The organism is Ruegeria atlantica (assembly GCF_947495585.1).
GTDB lineage: Bacteria > Pseudomonadota > Alphaproteobacteria > Rhodobacterales > Rhodobacteraceae > Ruegeria > Ruegeria atlantica_G.
Genome location: NZ_CANLZK010000001.1, coordinates 453,745 through 469,320, shown reverse-complemented (window position 1 = coordinate 469,320; position 15,576 = coordinate 453,745). Strand labels below are relative to the sequence as shown.

Genomic DNA, 15,576 nt, shown 5'->3' with positions numbered 1-15,576 from the left:
CGCCATTGATCAGCTTTTGGCCGCCGCGATGGGGGGTAGGTGAGATTCTCAATTTGGTGTCTTTCCCGTGATGCCCATTGACGTGATCGCATTCGTCAAGTTCTGTCAACAAAACTCGCCCAAGGCAGGAGCCTAAAATGCCCCATTCAGATCCGGCCTTCAGCCGCGCCGAGTATGACCGCAGATTGGCAAAGACCCGTGCTGCCATGGCAGCGGCGGGTTTGGATGCTTTGTTTGTCGAAGATCCTTCAAACATGGCATGGCTGACGGGCTATGAGGGCTGGTCGTTCTATGTGCATCAAGGGGTACTTGTGCTTCAGGATGCCGACCCGATCTGGTGGGGCCGAAATCAGGATGCCAACGGCGCGCGTAAAACTGTTTGGATGTCCAATGACCGGATCCACGGCTATGCGGACGAATACGTACAATCCACCGTGCGTCACCCCATGCAGGATCTGGCAGCGCTGATTGCGGATACTGGTATCGCGAAGGGGCGGATCGGTGTCGAGTTGGACAATTATTATTATTCAGCCAAAGCGCACCTGACTTTGCTGGCGGAGTTGCCCGACGCAGAGCTGGTCGACGCAAACACATTGGTGAACTGGCAGCGTGCCGTGAAATCCGATGAGGAAATTGCGCTAATGCGAAAAGCTGCCCGGATATCCGAGCATGTGACCGACGGCGTATTGGAGCGCATCGAACCGGGTATGCGCAAGAACGACCTCGTCGCGCAAATCTACCATGACGCAGTCACCGGAGTTGGCGAGGATTGGGGCGATTACGCGGCCATTGTGCCACTGCTCCCGTCCGGCCCGGATGCCGCCGCACCACACCTGACTTGGGATGGTGAGCCGTTCAAATCCGGAGAGTGTACATTTTTCGAACTGTCGGGCTGCTATCGCCGCTACCACGCGCCCTTCTGCCGCTCGGTCTTTTTGGGTAAGCCACCCGACTATTTGCTTCGTGCTGAAGCCGCGCTGGTAGAGGGTCTTGAAGCGGGACTAAAGGCCGCGCGCGCCGGCAATCAGGCGCGTGATATCGCGTTGGCTCTGGCTGCCCCGCTGGAACGGGCGGGTATCGAGCGCGGCGCGCGATGCGGTTATCCGATTGGCCTCAGCTATCCACCCGATTGGGGCGAACGCACGATCTCTCTCCGCCCCGAGGATGAGACCGTATTGGAACCCGGCATGACCTTTCACTTCATGCCCGGCCTCTGGATGGATGATTGGGGGTTGGAGATCACTGAGCCGATCCTCATCACAGATTCCGGACCTGCCGAGTGTTTCTGCGACCGCCCCAGAAAGCTGTTTGTGAAGCCATGACTTTACCCAGAACCATGGAAATACTAGCCGACCTGATCGCTTTTGAGACAGTGTCTGCGGACTCGAATCTGGAAATGGTCAGCTATCTGACCGAACGGCTTGAGGCATTGGGCGCGCGGTGTATCGTTACGCGAGACAAGACCGGGGCAAAGGCCAATGTGTTTGCCACTATGGGGCCTGGTCAACCCGGCGGAATCCTTCTGTCCGGCCATACGGATGTGGTGCCGGTGGCCGATCAGGACTGGACAACCGATCCGTTTCAGATGGCCGAGACCGACGGCAAGCTCTACGGTCGCGGAACATGCGACATGAAGGGCTTTATCGCTGCGGCTGTGGCTTTCGGTGAGACGATGGATGCGGGCAAGCTGAACCAACCGCTGCACTTTGCCTTCACCTACGACGAGGAAGTCGGCTGCCTTGGTGCGCAAACGCTGGTCGACGACCTGTCTGAACGTGGCATCGTTCCGGACATCGCCATCATCGGCGAACCGACCGAGATGCGCGTGATAGAGGGGCACAAGGGCTGCTTTGAATATACCACCCGCTTCTCGGGTCTAGAGGGACACAGCTCTGCCCCCGATGACGGGGTGAATGCTGCGGAATATGCCGCGCGCTATATCGGCAAACTGCTGGAGTTGCGCCATATCCTCAAGTCCCGCGCACCCGCCGACAGCCGGTTCGAGCCGCCTTGGACGACGGTCAATATCGGCCAAATTTCGGGCGGCGTTGCCCACAACGTCATAGCCAGCAAGGCCGAGGTCTTGTGGGAGATGCGCCCAGTGCAGGCAAGTGACGCCGACCTCGTCAAAAAGACCCTTTCGGACTACGTAGAGCATTCTTTGCTGCCGGAGATGCAAGCGGTCCACAGCGACTCGAACATCACGCAAGAGGCTATCGCCGAGGTCGAAGGTCTTGAACCCATGGAAGAAAACGCGGCCCGTGATTTGGTGGCTGAACTGACGGGCGCGAACGGCACCGGTGTTGTCGCCTTTGCGACGGAGGCCGGGTTGTTCCAGAAACTGGGCGTTCATGCGATTGTTTGCGGTCCAGGTTCCATCGCTCAGGCGCACAAAGCTGACGAGTTCCTTGAGATTGAACAGCTGGACCTGTGCTGCAGAATGCTAACCCGTTTGGGGCACCGTTTGATCCGTTAACCGGTTCCGTGTGAGCGGTCGTATCTTGACCGATCCGGTTGCACATGCGCAGCCCGCGCTTCTTCGCCGGGATCGTAGACTTCCATCAATAACGGATGGCAGGCAGCGGTATCCGAGGAATGTTCCGACGAACAATCCCCGCCGGGGCAAGCAGACAGGCCGACGATCAGGTCAATCTCGGCATAAAACTCAAGATAGTCGCCCGGACGTACCGGGCTGGCCTTCATGAAATACTGGCCCGTATCGCGGGTAAATCCGGTGCACATGAACACGTTCAGCACGTCATGCACCAGCATTTCGGCCTCATGCAGCGGCAGGTCGCAATGGCCGGCCAGCGCCCGGGTCAGGTTCGAATGACAGCAATAGTGATAGTCATCCCCTGAAAGCAAACGCCCGGTATATGGATCACACCGCGTGCCGATCACATCATGGACCGAGCCGCCATAGGCATCGAACCCGTACCAATCCAGCGTATCGGCAACGATGGTTGCCATCGGACGCATATTAGGAAAGCTCGACCACATCCGGTCCCCGGTCGACAAATGTGTGCCATGAAGCGCACGTGTTTTGCCGGAATAGAACCGCTCGGTCAGGTCATGCTTATTCCACATGTTCAGGTCGCCAACCTGAGGACCGTCGACCGAAACCACCCTGACAAAAGCGCCAGCCGGAACATCAATGCATGCCGCATCGCGTGGCGCCGCGGTGGCCTCAGCCACCTTTACCGCATCCTCGCGAAGCTTGCTCAAACCGTTCAGATCAGGCTGCTGCAGGGCATCCGGCGGATAGCAGATTACAGGGGCAATTGCCTTGCGGTCGGCGGCATCGGCCGGCGATGGGAAGTTTGGTTTTGTCAGTTTCATGCGCCCCTCACTTCCCTGCAGAAATCCCTGCCTTTCCGAATCCTTAGCGCATTATGAAAGGGTTCGCCATCGGCTCTTGCGCGGTACTGATCCAGGTTGTCTTGGTTCTGGTGTAATCCAGTATCGCCTCAACTCCGGCCTCGCGACCATATCCCGACTGGTTGAACCCGCCGAAAGGCGCAATGGGTGAAATCGCGCGGTAGGTGTTCACCCAGCAGATACCGGCCCTGATCCTTTTCGACACGCGGTGTGCGCGCGCAAGGTTCTGCGTGAACACGCCCGAGCCCAATCCGTAAGGGGTGCTGTTTGCCAGCGCGATAGCCTCTTCTTCGGTATCGAATGGCATCAAGGACATCACCGGCCCGAACATTTCGATTTTCAACGTTTCGGTTTCGGGGGACGCGCATTCTACCAAGGTGGGGTTCATGTAGTTTCCGGGACGGTCGGCAGCTTTTCCCCCGAAGTGAATCGTCGCGCCCTGCCCTTGTGCCTTGCCCAGTGTGTCTTCAATTTTTTGCACCTGCGCCGCGGTACACAACGGACCAACATGCGTTTCCGGCTGCAAAGGATCACCCAACCGGATGGCGCTGGCCTTTTCGGCGATCCGCTCGACCAAGGGCCCAAGGATTGACCGATGCACCAGTCCGCGCGTTCCCGCCACGCAACTCTGACCGGATGCGCCGAAATTACCTGCGATCAGGCCGTTTGCTGCACCGACCAAATCGGCGTCCTCAAACACGAGGATCGGGGATTTCCCACCCAACTCCAATGACGTGACCGCAAAGTTCTCAGCCGAGTTTCGTACCACATGGCGGGCAGTTTCAGGCCCACCCGTAAAGGCAATTCGGTCGACATCCGGGTGGCGGGTCAGTGGGATCGCGCAGTTTTCGGCGTCACCGGTGATGACCGACACAACGCCGGACGGGAACCCAGCCTGTTCAATCAGCTTGGCGAATTCCAGCATGGGTGCGGGCGCGATTTCCGATGCTTTCAGCACCACGGAACACCCGGCAGCCAACGCCGGGCCCAGCTTGGTCGCGGTCAGGAACATCTGGGCATTCCACGGCACGATCGCGGCCACGACGCCAATCGGTTCTCGTGAGGTAAAGACATGCATGTCAGGCTTGTCGATGGGCAGGACCGTGCCTTCGATCTTGTCTGCCAGACCCGCATAGTAGCGGTAGTAATCGGCAACATATCCGGTTTGTGCCGAGGTTTCCGCCAACAGCTTTCCGCTGTCGGTTGTCTCCAGCTCACCCAGACGCGCGGCGTTTTCTGCCACCAGATCAGCAAGGCGGTACAGCAGCTTACCCCGCTGGGTCTGTGTCATATCCCGCCATTCCGGGTCATCCAGAACCCGTTTGGCAGCGGCGATGGCGCGCTCAACATCTATGGGCGAGGCGCACGCGAATGTGGCCCACCCCTGGCCTGTGGCCGGGTTCTCGGACGTCATGACCTGCGAGGCTGAACCTTCGGTCCAGGCGCCATCAATGAACAGCTGAAAATGCGGTAAGTTTCCCATGGTGGTCCTCACTGAAATGCCGGCATCACGTCGTCGATGAATCGCGCCAAAGAGGCGCGCTTGCGTTCGTTGGTCATGCCGCTATCGACCCAGAACGAAAACTCGTCATAGCCCAGATCTTCATAGCACTTGATCCGGTCGATTACCTGTTGCGCGGTCCCAACTGTCAGGTCGCGGCCCAGTTTTTCGCTGGTATACATCGGGTTTGCGTCCATCTCGGCTTCGGTAATCGGCTTGATCAAGCCCTGTTCAACTGGCCGTTTGTTCATAAACCATGCACCAAAGTAATTGTAGTAACGGCGCAGATTTTGCACGCCCTGCGCAACATCCTCGTCATCTTTGCCGACATAGGTGTGGTGCAACAGCATGATCTTGGGGCGCGGCCCCGCGTAGCTGTCACAGGCATCGTTGAACCGCCCCATCAGGGTCTCGATCTCTTCCATGCCCTGCCACAGCGGGGTGACCTGAATGTTGAATCCGTTGTGAACGCCGAATTCGTGGCTGTTTGGATCCCGCGCGGCGATCCAGATTGGAGGCCCGCCATCCTGATAAGGTTTCGGCGCCGAAGTTGCCGCCGGAAACGCATAGAACTCGCCTTCATGGGCGCAGTCGCCTTGCCAGATCTGCGGCAACAGCGGGGTGGACTCGCGCATGCGCTGCCCCGCCTCCCAAGCGTCCATTCCTGGCATCAGACGTTCGTATTCATAGGAATACGCACCGCGCGCGATCCCCAACTCGATACGACCTTTCGTCATCTGATCCGCTGCGGCGGCCTCACCTGCCAGTTTGATGGGATGCCAGAACGGCGCAATTACCGTTCCGGTGCCCAACCGCACATTGCGCGTGTGATGCGCCAGATCGACCAGCGACAGAAACGGGTTGGGGGCAATGGTGAACTCCATCCCATGATGTTCACCTGTCCAAACTGCCCGCATGCCCCCGTCATCAGCCATCTTCACCAGGCTCACGAATTCATCATACAGAACATCGTGAGGCTGATCCGGGGTCAGACGTTCCACGTGGGCAAACAGTGAAAACTCCATCAAATGGCTCCTTTACCGAAACTGTGAATTTCGCCGCGTTCGGCGTCACCGAGATACAGCCCGAAAACGCCTTCGCGGGCTTCAAGGGCGTAGCGGGTCATCATGTGGTGCAAGCTATTGCTGGCGTAAGTCAGATCAGCCAGATCGCCGATATCTACCCATTCGGCATTTTCCACCGGGATGTTCTGAACGCAAGACGCCAGAAAGAACGTGTAGTGCAGGTTCGTTTCGGCATCGTTGAACGAAGAATAGACCTGTTCGATCTGCGCCTGAATGCCCCGATCGGAAAGGCCCTGTGCCAGCCTGTTGCGTTGCCCCCCGGGTTCCGCACCGGCGATTTGAACCGGGCGAAATGCGCCTTCGTGGCGTTCCAGAAGAACTTTGCCACTCGATGCGACAATCGCGCCGCAGATTGTTGGAACCTGCGCGTCCATCTCACGCTCGAGCTCAAGACTGAAGTACGATCCGTTAACGTAACCCAAACCGTTTCCGCCAATATGGGTGAACTCCGTGACACGGCCAATCAGAACCGTGTGGTCGCCTGCGGGCAGCGCCTGATGCGTTTCACAGCTAAACTGTGCCAGCGCCCCGTCGATCAGCGGCAAGCCATGGGCTCCGTCGCGATGCACCACCCGACCAAATCGGTCGCCCTTGAATCTTGCGAAGGTATTCGAGACGCCCTGCTGCCCGTCTGCCAGAACATTCACCGCAAAATGCGAGCATCCGGCGAAGGTATCGTGGCTGGACAGAAACTTGCCGGGGCAGACCAACAGCAAAGGCGGATCAAGCGACACGGACGTGAACGAATTCGCCGTGAACCCGACCGGATTGCCGGAAAAATCCCGGGTAGTCACAACCGTCACGCCAGTCATGAAGTTGCCGAATGCATCACGCAGGGCGCGAGTGTCAATCTCGGTCATGGCAGGCACCTCCGAACGAACTCAAGCAAATTGGCGTTAACGTCAGCCGGGTGCGTCATGGGCATCATGTGGGCGGCATTTGGGATTATCTTTGCCAGGCCATTTGTCACTTGCTGCGCCATGCCCTGCGACATGCCGGGTGTGGAATTTGGCTCATCCCCGCCCGTCATAAACAGTGCCGGGCATTTGATTTGACCCAGTTGTGCGTCAGTCGGGCCATCGCTTTCGGCGAAGATGGTATAGGCCGCTTTGTATGCGCCCGGGTGGACATCTTTCAGCCAACGCGAACAGGCTTCGCATTCTTCGGAAACCTGATCGCCAAACCAACGCTGCAAAGTCACGGTGGGATCGTTCATGACCTCGGTATCCAGAGCCGACGCGCGGGTCGTGACAGCCGCACGGGCTTCGGGGGTTCGGCGGTAAATCGCGTTCAACGCGGCAACGCCTCTCACCTGATCATGCCCCGATGCCGCAATGTCCAAAGCGATCAAAGCTCCCATGGAATGCCCAATCAGAACGGCAGGCTCGGTCAATCGGACCGCGATCGGGTTGGCGTACCCATCCAGCCCCATAGCACCTTGAAACTGGGTTTTTCCGTGCCCGGGCATATCCGGACACAGAACACGATACCCGGCAGCAGACAGCGCATCGATTTGCGCGCCCCAGGCTTCGGCCCGCAATCCAACGCCATGGAGCAGAACCACAAGCGGGCCTTCACCTTCGTCTATCGCGGCGAGCCCGCCGATGTCAGACCGAGGCCGGGTTGTCCACGTCATGGCCCAGATCCTTCAAATCCTGATAACGGTCGCCGATGCGATGATGTGGACGGCCCGAGGTTGCTCCGCCCAAAACCACGACAATCTCATCCGCACGGGGCGCGTCGGGGATGGCGAATTGCAGCGTCAGGTAATGCGACCGGCGGCCTGCATCGTTCTTGTCCATCAATGGCACCATGATCGGTGTGTTCGCAGGCCCCCGGGTGTTAGTGAATGAAAGATAGGACTTGGCGTCAACCGCCTGCCGGAAGATGTTCCCGAAATGCAGAGTGTGGATCAGGCCCGAGGCATGCTCGACCTCTCCGTCCAGCCCCACAACCGCAGCCTTGCCATAAGCCTCAATCGCCTCACCGCTTCCGGCCAGCGCGATCATCCTGTCGGTCAGTTCTTGACCCAGGATTGGGCCATAGGCCAAAATTTCCGGCCGTAGATCTTCGACGAAACGTCCAGCCCAAGGGTTGGTAACAACCGCTGCTACAGCAAACATGCGCCACGGCCGTTCGGCTTTGCGATATCCTTCGATCAGAACTTCTTCGTCGAAGGTCACTATTTTACGAATTTCCGGCTGCACGTTATCCCCCAATCTTGAGTACGAGAAATATCTTTGATTGGCCGGCACTTTGACAAACGAAAGAAGTTGGGTCTTAGGTATTAACAAAGCTACTAGGTCGGTTGCACATGCCCAAAACACTGCCCCCCCTTACATGGTTCAGGTCTTTCGAGGCCGCGGCCCGAAGGTTGAGCTCAACAGCTGCGGCGGATGAAATCGGATTGACCCAATCCGCCGTAAGCCAGCAAATCAGGTCGCTGGAATCCCGGCTTGGCGTCGTCCTGTTTCATCGGCATCCGCGCGGTCTTTCCTTGACGGATGAAGGGCGAAAGCTGCTGCCGCAGGTCGAAGCCGCACTGCAATTGCTGCAATCCGCCGCCTCTCCGTATTTGGCAGAGGAACGGGCTAAGCACGTCACTGTTGCAGCATCGATCAGTATCATCGAATGGTTAATTTCCCCTGCCCTGCCCCAGTTTCGCGACCAAAACCCAGACACGTCCATTCGCTTTGTCAGCACGATCTGGCCCGATGAATACTCGGCCCTGCGCGCCGATGTCGAAATCCGGTTCGGGTCGGAAAAACAAGTCGGGCGGGATGCAAAACCGTTACTGCCGAATGACCTGATCGCGGTAAAAGCACCTGGCTTGGTTGGCGCTTTTCAGGACTTGCCCCTGATCGAGGCCGTGGGAACGTCAGACAACTGGTCCACCTGGGCGGAAGTCACCGGTCATAAAATCCATACCCCGGCCTATTATGTCGATTCTTACGGGCTCGCCTTGCAATTGGCGGCTTCGGGAAACGGCGTGGCCTTGGTGAATGCCCTTATTGCCGATCACGCTCTGCAAACCGGACAGGTCGCGCGTGCTTTCGATGAGACCGCCCCGGCGACCGAAGGGTACTTTCTGGCCGTGCAGCGCGCATCACCCGAGGTTGACGCCTTTGTATCATGGTTTTCACAATTGGTTCCCGGCCCGGCACACCAAAGGGTCTGATTCAGACACACCAATGTCGCATCTGAGGATATCACTGAGCAGGAAAATAGTGAATTCTGGCCAAAAAGGTCCGATTCATGCGATATTCAGGCTTTCGAGTCATCAAAGAGGCGCTTACCGGCCACAAAGGGTGGAAGCCGGTTTGGCGTGACCCTGAACCCAAAGCCCATTACGACATCATCGTCATAGGCGGTGGTGGTCATGGGCTGGCGACGGCCCATTATCTGTCCAAGGTCTATGGTCATCGCAATGTAGCGGTTGTCGAAAAGGGCTGGATCGGCGGAGGCAATGTCGGGCGGAACACGACGATCGTTCGCTCGAACTACATGCTGGACGGGAATGAGCCGTTCTATGAATTCTCGATGAAACTGTGGGAAGGGCTTGAGCAGGACCTGAACTACAACGCCATGATGAGCCAGCGTGGAATACTCAACCTGTTCCACACGGATGGTCAGCGCGACGCTTATACGCGGCGCGGCAATGCGATGATCCTGCACGGTGCAGATGCCGAATTGTTGGATGCCGATCAGGTACGCAAAGAACACCCCTATCTGAATTTCGACGACGCGCGTTTCCCGATCAAAGGCGGTCTGGCCCAGCGGCGGGGCGGCACCGCGCGCCATGATGCGGTGGCCTGGGGCTTTGCCCGGTCCGCGGACAGCCACGGTGTCGACATCATCCAGAATTGCGAAGTAACTGGTTTGCGTATCGAGAACGGCAAATGCCTGGGCGTCGAGACCTCAAAGGGCTTTATCGGGGCTAACAAAGTCGGCTGCGCTGTTGCCGGAAACTCGGGCCGGGTGATGGGCATGGCGGGCATGCGCCTACCGATCGAAAGCCACGTGCTGCAGGCCTTTGTGTCCGAAGGTCTGAAGCCCGTTCTGCCCAGCGTCATCACCTATGGGGCCGGACATTTCTATGTCAGCCAGTCCGACAAAGGCGGGTTGGTCTTTGGCGGTGATATCGACGGCTATAACACCTACGCCCAACGTGGAAATCTGCCAGTGGTCGAGGATGTCTGCGAAGGCGGCGTCTCGTTGATGCCGATGATCGGCCGCGCCCGTTTGCTGCGCATGTGGGGCGGCGTTATGGACATGTCGATGGATGGCTCGCCCATCATCGACCGCACACCCGTCGAGGGGCTCTATTTCAATGGTGGCTGGTGCTATGGCGGGTTCAAGGCGACCCCGGCGTCCGGTTACTGTTTTGCGCATCTGTTGGCGAAGGACGAACCGCACTCTACCGCCACGGCCTATCGCTTCGACCGGTTCCGCACGGGCCGGATGATCGACGAAAAAGGCGTGGGCAATCAGCCCAACCTGCATTGAGGGGAGCACGAGAATGATTATCAACCATCCCCTTCTGGGCCCGCGCGACGCATCCGAATTCACCTATCTGGGTGATGCGACACTGATCAACCGCCCGGACTGGCAGGCCGAAGACGCGGCGGAAGCGTTCTATGAATACGGCTATCTGCGCGACAATCCCGCAGGCGAACATCAAGAACTATGGTATCATGAGGCTGGCGACCGGTCGTGGCTGGTCGTGACCCGTGACACCACCACGCATGAGATTTCCAAGGTAGAACTGGCCCGCGATGTGGCCCGCGCGCGGGGGCGATCCAAATGACGCAATCCAACAGGCTGGGCGGTGGCCAGATCGACCGCAACACCACTGTTAACTTTCGGTTCGACAACCGCAACTATACCGCCCATCCCGGCGATACACTGGCTTCGGCTTTGCTGGCCAATGACGTGCGGTTGATCGGACGCTCGTTCAAGTATCACCGCCCGCGCGGCCTGCTGACCGCCGGATCCGAGGAGCCCAACGGCATTGTCGAGCTGCGCTCTGGCAACCGGCAGGAACCCAACACACGCGCCACAACGACCGAGATGTTTGATGGGCTTGAGGCGCAATCGCAGAACCGTTGGCCCAGCCTGAAATTCGATGCGCTTGGCGTTAACGATCTGTTCTCGAATTTCCTGTCCGCTGGGTTTTACTACAAAACCTTCATGTGGCCGGCCGCTTTTTGGGAAAAAGCCTATGAGCCGATCATCCGTCGCGCCGCGGGCCTTGGCTCTTTGTCGATGGAGGCTGATCCCGACGAATATGACAAAGGGTTCCGCCACTGTGACCTGCTAATCATCGGCGCGGGTCCATCGGGCTTGATGGCAGCCCTGACCGCAGGACGCGCAGGTGCGGACGTTATTCTGGTTGATGAGGATTTTCGGTTCGGCGGACGTCTGAACAGCGAGACATTTTCGGTCGGAGATCAAAGCGGCAGCGATTGGGCCGCACAGGCCGTCGCGGAACTGTCATCAATGCCCAACGTCCGGCTGATGGCCAGAACCACTGTCATCGGCGCCTTCGACCACGGCATCTACGGCGCTGTAGAACGCACCGGAGATCACGTGGCCACCCTGCCCGCCGGTAAGCCGCGCCAAATCCTCTGGCGCATTTACACCAAGAAGGCGTTGCTGTGTGCGGGGTCGACTGAACGGCCCATCGCGTTCGAAAACAACGACCGCCCCGGCATCATGATGGCCAGCGCCTTGCGAACCTATGCCAATCGGTTCGCGGCTACTGCCTCTCAGCGCGTGGCGATCTTTACCAACAACGACGACGGTCACCGCACCGCCGCCGATCTGCATGCAAAGGGCGTTCACATTTGCGCCGTTGTCGACGTGCGTGAGGATGCTCCGGTCAACTACGATTACGAAGTCCTGAGCGGCGCTCAGGTTGTGAATACAAAGGGACGCCTTGGTCTGACCTTTGTCGAAGTTGCCCTGCCCGACGGTTCGACCCGCACGCTTGAATGCGGCGCGCTGGGCGTCTCGGGTGGTTGGAACCCGAATGTGCATCTGACCTGCCATCAGCGCGGGCGTCCGGTCTGGAACGACGATCTGGCCGCCTTTGTGCCCGGCTCGAACCTGCCTGTCGGGCTATCGGTGGCGGGTGCGGCGAACGGGGTGATGTCCACCCACGGCGCATTGCAATCCGGTGCCGAGGCTGCTGCGGCAGCGTTGGAGTTGGGCGTTGCTCAGCCTGACTTGCCCGAGGCTGAGGATACCCCAATCGCGCAGAAACCGTTCTGGTATGTCGAAGGCTGCAAACGCGCATGGCTGGACCAGCAAAATGACGTGACCGTCAAGGACGTCAAACTCAGCTATCAGGAAGGGTTCCGGTCAGTTGAACACCTGAAACGCTATACCACCCTTGGCATGGCGACTGATCAAGGCAAGACCTCGAACATCAGCGCATTGGCGATCATGGCCGAGGTGGCCGGAAAGACGATCCCCGAAACAGGAACAACCATTTTCCGCCCACCCTACACGCCTGTTCCGATCAGCACCTTCGCCGGTCGGATGAAGGGACAAGAATTCCACCCCACGCGCCTGACGCCCTCGCATTATTGGGCCAAGGAGAAGGGCGCTGTGTTTGTCGAGGTCGGCAACTGGCTGCGCGCGCAATGGTTCCCCCTTCCGGGTGAGACTCATTGGCGTGAATCAGTGGACCGTGAAGTGCGCCAGACCCGCGCGTCCGTCGGGGTGTGCGACTGTACGACACTTGGAAAAATCGACGTGCAGGGCGCGGACGCGGCTGATTTCCTGAACCGCGTCTACGCGAACGGTTTCGCCAAGCTTCCCGTGGGAAAAACCCGCTATGGCCTGATGCTTCGCGAAGACGGCATGGTGATGGATGATGGCACAGCCGCGCGTCTGGCCGAGGATCATTTTGTCGTTACAACGACCACGGCCAACGCGGTAAATGTCTATCGTCACATGGAATTTGTGCGCCAATGCCTGTTCCCGGATATGGATGTGCAGCTGATCTCGACCACGGAATCCTGGGCGCAATATGCTGTCGCTGGTCCCAATTCGCGCAAGCTGCTGCAAAAGATCGTCGACCCTGAATTCGACATTTCAAACGAGGCATTTCCGTTCATGGGCTGTGGCAACATTACAGTCTGCGGCGGGTTGCGCGCGCGGCTGTTCCGGATCTCATTCTCGGGAGAGTTGGCGTTCGAAATCGCGGTGCCCTCACGCTATGGCGATGCGCTGATGCGGCGTCTGATGACCGAGGGTGAAGAATTTGACGTGGTCCCCTACGGCACCGAAGCGCTGGGCGTCATGCGGATCGAAAAGGGCCACGCGGCTGGCAACGAGCTGAACGGCACCACAACGGCATTGAATCTTGGATTGGGTAAGATGGTGTCGAAAAAGAAAGACAGCATCGGATCGACCCTGTCCGAACGAGAGGCCTTGGTAGAACCGGATGTCCTGCGGCTGGTCGGGATCAAACCGGTATCGCCCGAAGAGAAAGTCACCGCTGGTGGCCATTTGATGAACACGACCGGCCCGGTGGATGCCGCGCACGATCAGGGCTATGTCACTTCGGCTGCGTATTCGCCTATTCTGAACAGCAATATCGGGCTGGGTCTTTTGAAGGATGGCGCAAACCGGATGGGCGAGAAAATGCGCCTCGTGTCCCCATTGACCGATCTGACCGTCGAGGTCGAAATCGTATCGGCCCATTTCGTTGACCCCGAAGGAGAGCGTCTGCGTGCATGATCTAGTTGCAATAACCGCATTGGGCGGGTCCGAACCGCAGGTCGACACTGTTGGCGGGGTTACGTGCCGGGAAGTTCCGGGCGTCGCGCTGGCATCCGTCGCCGCGCGGATGGGACAGGAAACCAAAGCCAGCAAAGCCCTGGCAAAACTGATCGGTGCCCCTACACCTGGTATCGGCCAACATGCCGGTGACACTGTCACTGCCTTTTGGGCCGGTCCGGATCAGTGGATGATCGAGGCTCCTTTTGACACGCACGAAGAACTTGCTGATCAGGTGAAGTCCGCTTTGGGCGATACCGCGTCGGTGACAGAACAGACCGACGGTTGGACACGGTTCGACCTGAATGGGGGTCAAATACCAGCAGTGCTGGAGCTGTTGTGCATGCTGGATCTCCGTAAAATGGACGCGGGCAGCGTCGCCCGTTGCTCAATTCACCACGTTGGCTGCTTTGTTCTCTGTCGGTCAGACGAGGCGTTCAGCATTTATGGCCCTCGTTCATCCGCCGGATCGTTGCACCATGCCATCGTCACTGCAATGCGTTCGGCGCTGTAAAGCAGTGTCAGACTGACGGCAATGGCGCATTACCTTCAACGCGGAAGCGGTTGATCCTACGGCGATCTTCGCTGGGGCTTAGCCCAAAGGCCGACCGGTAATGCGTCACAAGCGGCGCCACTGAACCATACCCGATCGCAGCCGCGATGTCTGCGATTGGGTCTTTGGTATAGACCACCATCTGGCGCGCCGCCTTCATGCGCATTGCGCGATAATAGTGGCTGGGGCTTTGGCCTGTCGCCTGTTTAAAGGCACGTTCCACCTGGCGCGGCGTAACCCCCATCTGCTGTGCGGCCTCTGCGATGGAAATCGGATCGCTCATATGACTCGCGAATAGGTCGACACAACGCGACACCAACGGTGGAAGGCTGTCCCCGGTTTCCGGCGCGGTCGTGGTCGGAACCTGTTGCCGCACACCTGCCCCGCGCATCATCGGATGTTGGAACCAACAGGCAACCTCGTGCGCGACATCGCCGCCCAGCCGATCCTCGATCAGATGCAGGGCCAGATCGAACCCGGCCGCAGCGCCAGCTGCAGTGTAACGTGTGGCCGTTTTCACGATCACCTCGCTACGCGAGTCGACTTCGGGAAACTCAGCCAGAAATGCGGCCTCATAGCACCAATGGACGGAAACAGGTTGCCCCCCCATCACCCCGGACCGGACCAATGGGAAAACCCCACCGCTAATCCCGCCCAAAACGGTGCCATGCCGTCCGAGACTGCGCAGAGCACCGTTGCCAACGGTTGTGTTGTCAAAGCCGGACGTTGGGCTGCTGAGAAGGAACAAAATGTCGATATCCTTGCAGTCGGCCAAAGACCTCTCGGCCTCGAACCGGACACCTGCGCTGGATTGTACTTTCTGTTGACGCTCGGACAGCAGCGACCAGCAGAACGCCTCTTGCCCGGCGATTTCATTGGCCGCCCGCAACGGCTCGATCACCGAGGTCAGGCAAGCCATGGGAAAGCCGTCGAACAGCAAAAAGCCGATTTTGATTCTATCTTCATTGCGCATAAGGCTGTTCTAACAAGATTTCCGCAACCGCCCTATGCGAAGTTCATGCCCACCGGATCAAGCCGATGATCGCCGAGGCCGAATAAAACCCCTGCAACAACAGGAACGTCCAGCGGCGATCAATCACGGCCCAGGCCGCAAACAGGCCCGAGGACAGTAACAACAGGGCAAACCCGAACAGCTCGGCCCCTGTATTAGACGCGATAAACAAGGCATAGGCCATGGCCAGAACCGATCCAGTGATTTCGAATACCGTCGTCAGACCGCGCCGGTCAGGGATTTTGATTTGATCCGTCAT

Annotated in this window: 15 protein-coding genes; 7 read left to right on the top strand and 8 right to left on the bottom strand. The window is 58.6% G+C overall.

All coding sequences use genetic code 11. The features are described from left to right. Positions 1–137: 137 nt before the first annotated feature. Positions 138–1,322 (top strand): M24 family metallopeptidase, encoded by a 1,185-nt coding sequence (locus QMP16_RS02260; protein ID WP_282151068.1) that lies wholly within the window; start codon positions 138–140, stop codon positions 1,320–1,322. Beyond that, on the top strand, positions 1,319–2,476 hold the full coding sequence (argE, locus tag QMP16_RS02255) for an acetylornithine deacetylase (protein WP_282151067.1): 1,158 nt from the start codon (positions 1,319–1,321) through the stop codon (positions 2,474–2,476). The genes QMP16_RS02260 and argE overlap by 4 nt, the downstream gene beginning before the upstream one ends. Here the strand turns inward: argE and QMP16_RS02250 are convergent. From QMP16_RS02250 to QMP16_RS02225, 6 genes are read right to left on the bottom strand one after another with little or no spacing between them, the layout of a single operon-like run. Further along, positions 2,473–3,339 (bottom strand): urea carboxylase-associated family protein, encoded by an 867-nt coding sequence (locus tag QMP16_RS02250; protein WP_282151066.1) that lies wholly within the window; start codon positions 3,337–3,339, stop codon positions 2,473–2,475. The two genes, argE and QMP16_RS02250, sit on opposite strands and share 4 nt — an antisense overlap. A gap of 43 nt (positions 3,340–3,382) precedes the next feature. Continuing rightward, positions 3,383–4,861, bottom strand: a complete 1,479-nt coding sequence (locus tag QMP16_RS02245) for an aldehyde dehydrogenase (RefSeq protein WP_282151065.1) — start codon at positions 4,859–4,861, stop codon at positions 3,383–3,385. Positions 4,862–4,869: 8 nt separating this feature from the next. Beyond that, complete coding sequence (locus QMP16_RS02240) at positions 4,870–5,904, bottom strand: LLM class flavin-dependent oxidoreductase (RefSeq protein ID WP_282151064.1); 1,035 nt, start codon at positions 5,902–5,904, stop codon at positions 4,870–4,872. Continuing rightward, complete coding sequence (locus QMP16_RS02235; protein ID WP_282151063.1) at positions 5,904–6,824, bottom strand: flavin reductase family protein; 921 nt, start codon at positions 6,822–6,824, stop codon at positions 5,904–5,906. The genes QMP16_RS02240 and QMP16_RS02235 overlap by 1 nt, the downstream gene beginning before the upstream one ends. After that, on the bottom strand, positions 6,821–7,600 hold the full coding sequence (locus QMP16_RS02230) for an alpha/beta fold hydrolase (protein WP_282151062.1): 780 nt from the start codon (positions 7,598–7,600) through the stop codon (positions 6,821–6,823). The genes QMP16_RS02235 and QMP16_RS02230 overlap by 4 nt, the downstream gene beginning before the upstream one ends. Continuing rightward, positions 7,572–8,171 (bottom strand): amino acid synthesis family protein, encoded by a 600-nt coding sequence (locus tag QMP16_RS02225; protein ID WP_058271883.1) that lies wholly within the window; start codon positions 8,169–8,171, stop codon positions 7,572–7,574. Before QMP16_RS02225 ends, QMP16_RS02230 begins: the two co-directional genes overlap by 29 nt. Positions 8,172–8,278: 107 nt before the next feature. On the opposite strand from QMP16_RS02225, the gene QMP16_RS02220 reads away from it, so the two are divergent. From QMP16_RS02220 to QMP16_RS02200, 5 genes are all read left to right on the top strand, one after another. Continuing rightward, positions 8,279–9,142, top strand: coding sequence for a LysR family transcriptional regulator (locus tag QMP16_RS02220; protein WP_282151061.1), 864 nt, complete (start codon positions 8,279–8,281; stop codon positions 9,140–9,142). A gap of 77 nt (positions 9,143–9,219) precedes the next feature. After that, positions 9,220–10,470 carry a sarcosine oxidase subunit beta family protein gene (locus QMP16_RS02215; protein WP_109311650.1) on the top strand — a complete coding sequence of 417 codons (1,251 nt, stop codon included), beginning with the start codon at positions 9,220–9,222 and terminating at the stop codon, positions 10,468–10,470. Between the two features lie 13 nt (positions 10,471–10,483). Beyond that, complete coding sequence (locus tag QMP16_RS02210; RefSeq protein ID WP_282151060.1) at positions 10,484–10,771, top strand: sarcosine oxidase subunit delta; 288 nt, start codon at positions 10,484–10,486, stop codon at positions 10,769–10,771. Next, positions 10,768–13,713, top strand: a complete 2,946-nt coding sequence (locus tag QMP16_RS02205) for a sarcosine oxidase subunit alpha family protein (RefSeq protein ID WP_282151059.1) — start codon at positions 10,768–10,770, stop codon at positions 13,711–13,713. Before QMP16_RS02210 ends, QMP16_RS02205 begins: the two co-directional genes overlap by 4 nt. Further along, the gene (locus tag QMP16_RS02200; protein ID WP_282151058.1) at positions 13,706–14,266 is read left to right on the top strand and encodes a sarcosine oxidase subunit gamma; all 561 of its coding nucleotides are present in this window, start codon (positions 13,706–13,708) and stop codon (positions 14,264–14,266) included. The genes QMP16_RS02205 and QMP16_RS02200 overlap by 8 nt, the downstream gene beginning before the upstream one ends. Before the next feature lie 7 nt (positions 14,267–14,273). Here QMP16_RS02200 and QMP16_RS02195 read toward each other — a convergent pair whose 3' ends face one another. Both QMP16_RS02195 and QMP16_RS02190 read right to left on the bottom strand, forming a co-directional pair. Next, the gene (locus QMP16_RS02195) at positions 14,274–15,278 is read right to left on the bottom strand and encodes a GlxA family transcriptional regulator (protein ID WP_282151057.1); all 1,005 of its coding nucleotides are present in this window, start codon (positions 15,276–15,278) and stop codon (positions 14,274–14,276) included. A gap of 43 nt (positions 15,279–15,321) precedes the next feature. Continuing rightward, positions 15,322–15,576 carry a hypothetical protein gene (locus QMP16_RS02190; protein WP_282151056.1) on the bottom strand — a complete coding sequence of 85 codons (255 nt, stop codon included), beginning with the start codon at positions 15,574–15,576 and terminating at the stop codon, positions 15,322–15,324.

Coding starts and splice junctions, on each gene's coding strand:
- QMP16_RS02260 (WP_282151068.1), top strand. CDS start 138: ATGCCCCATTCAGATCCGGCCTTCAGCCGCGCCGAGTATGACCGCAGA.
- argE (WP_282151067.1), top strand. CDS start 1,319: ATGACTTTACCCAGAACCATGGAAATACTAGCCGACCTGATCGCTTTT.
- QMP16_RS02250 (WP_282151066.1), bottom strand. CDS start 3,339: ATGAAACTGACAAAACCAAACTTCCCATCGCCGGCCGATGCCGCCGAC.
- QMP16_RS02245 (WP_282151065.1), bottom strand. CDS start 4,861: ATGGGAAACTTACCGCATTTTCAGCTGTTCATTGATGGCGCCTGGACC.
- QMP16_RS02240 (WP_282151064.1), bottom strand. CDS start 5,904: ATGGAGTTTTCACTGTTTGCCCACGTGGAACGTCTGACCCCGGATCAG.
- QMP16_RS02235 (WP_282151063.1), bottom strand. CDS start 6,824: ATGACCGAGATTGACACTCGCGCCCTGCGTGATGCATTCGGCAACTTC.
- QMP16_RS02230 (WP_282151062.1), bottom strand. CDS start 7,600: ATGACGTGGACAACCCGGCCTCGGTCTGACATCGGCGGGCTCGCCGCG.
- QMP16_RS02220 (WP_282151061.1), top strand. CDS start 8,279: ATGCCCAAAACACTGCCCCCCCTTACATGGTTCAGGTCTTTCGAGGCC.
- QMP16_RS02215 (WP_109311650.1), top strand. CDS start 9,220: ATGCGATATTCAGGCTTTCGAGTCATCAAAGAGGCGCTTACCGGCCAC.
- QMP16_RS02210 (WP_282151060.1), top strand. CDS start 10,484: ATGATTATCAACCATCCCCTTCTGGGCCCGCGCGACGCATCCGAATTC.
- QMP16_RS02205 (WP_282151059.1), top strand. CDS start 10,768: ATGACGCAATCCAACAGGCTGGGCGGTGGCCAGATCGACCGCAACACC.
- QMP16_RS02195 (WP_282151057.1), bottom strand. CDS start 15,278: ATGCGCAATGAAGATAGAATCAAAATCGGCTTTTTGCTGTTCGACGGC.
- QMP16_RS02190 (WP_282151056.1), bottom strand. CDS start 15,576: ATGACGGATCAAATCAAAATCCCTGACCGGCGCGGTCTGACGACGGTA.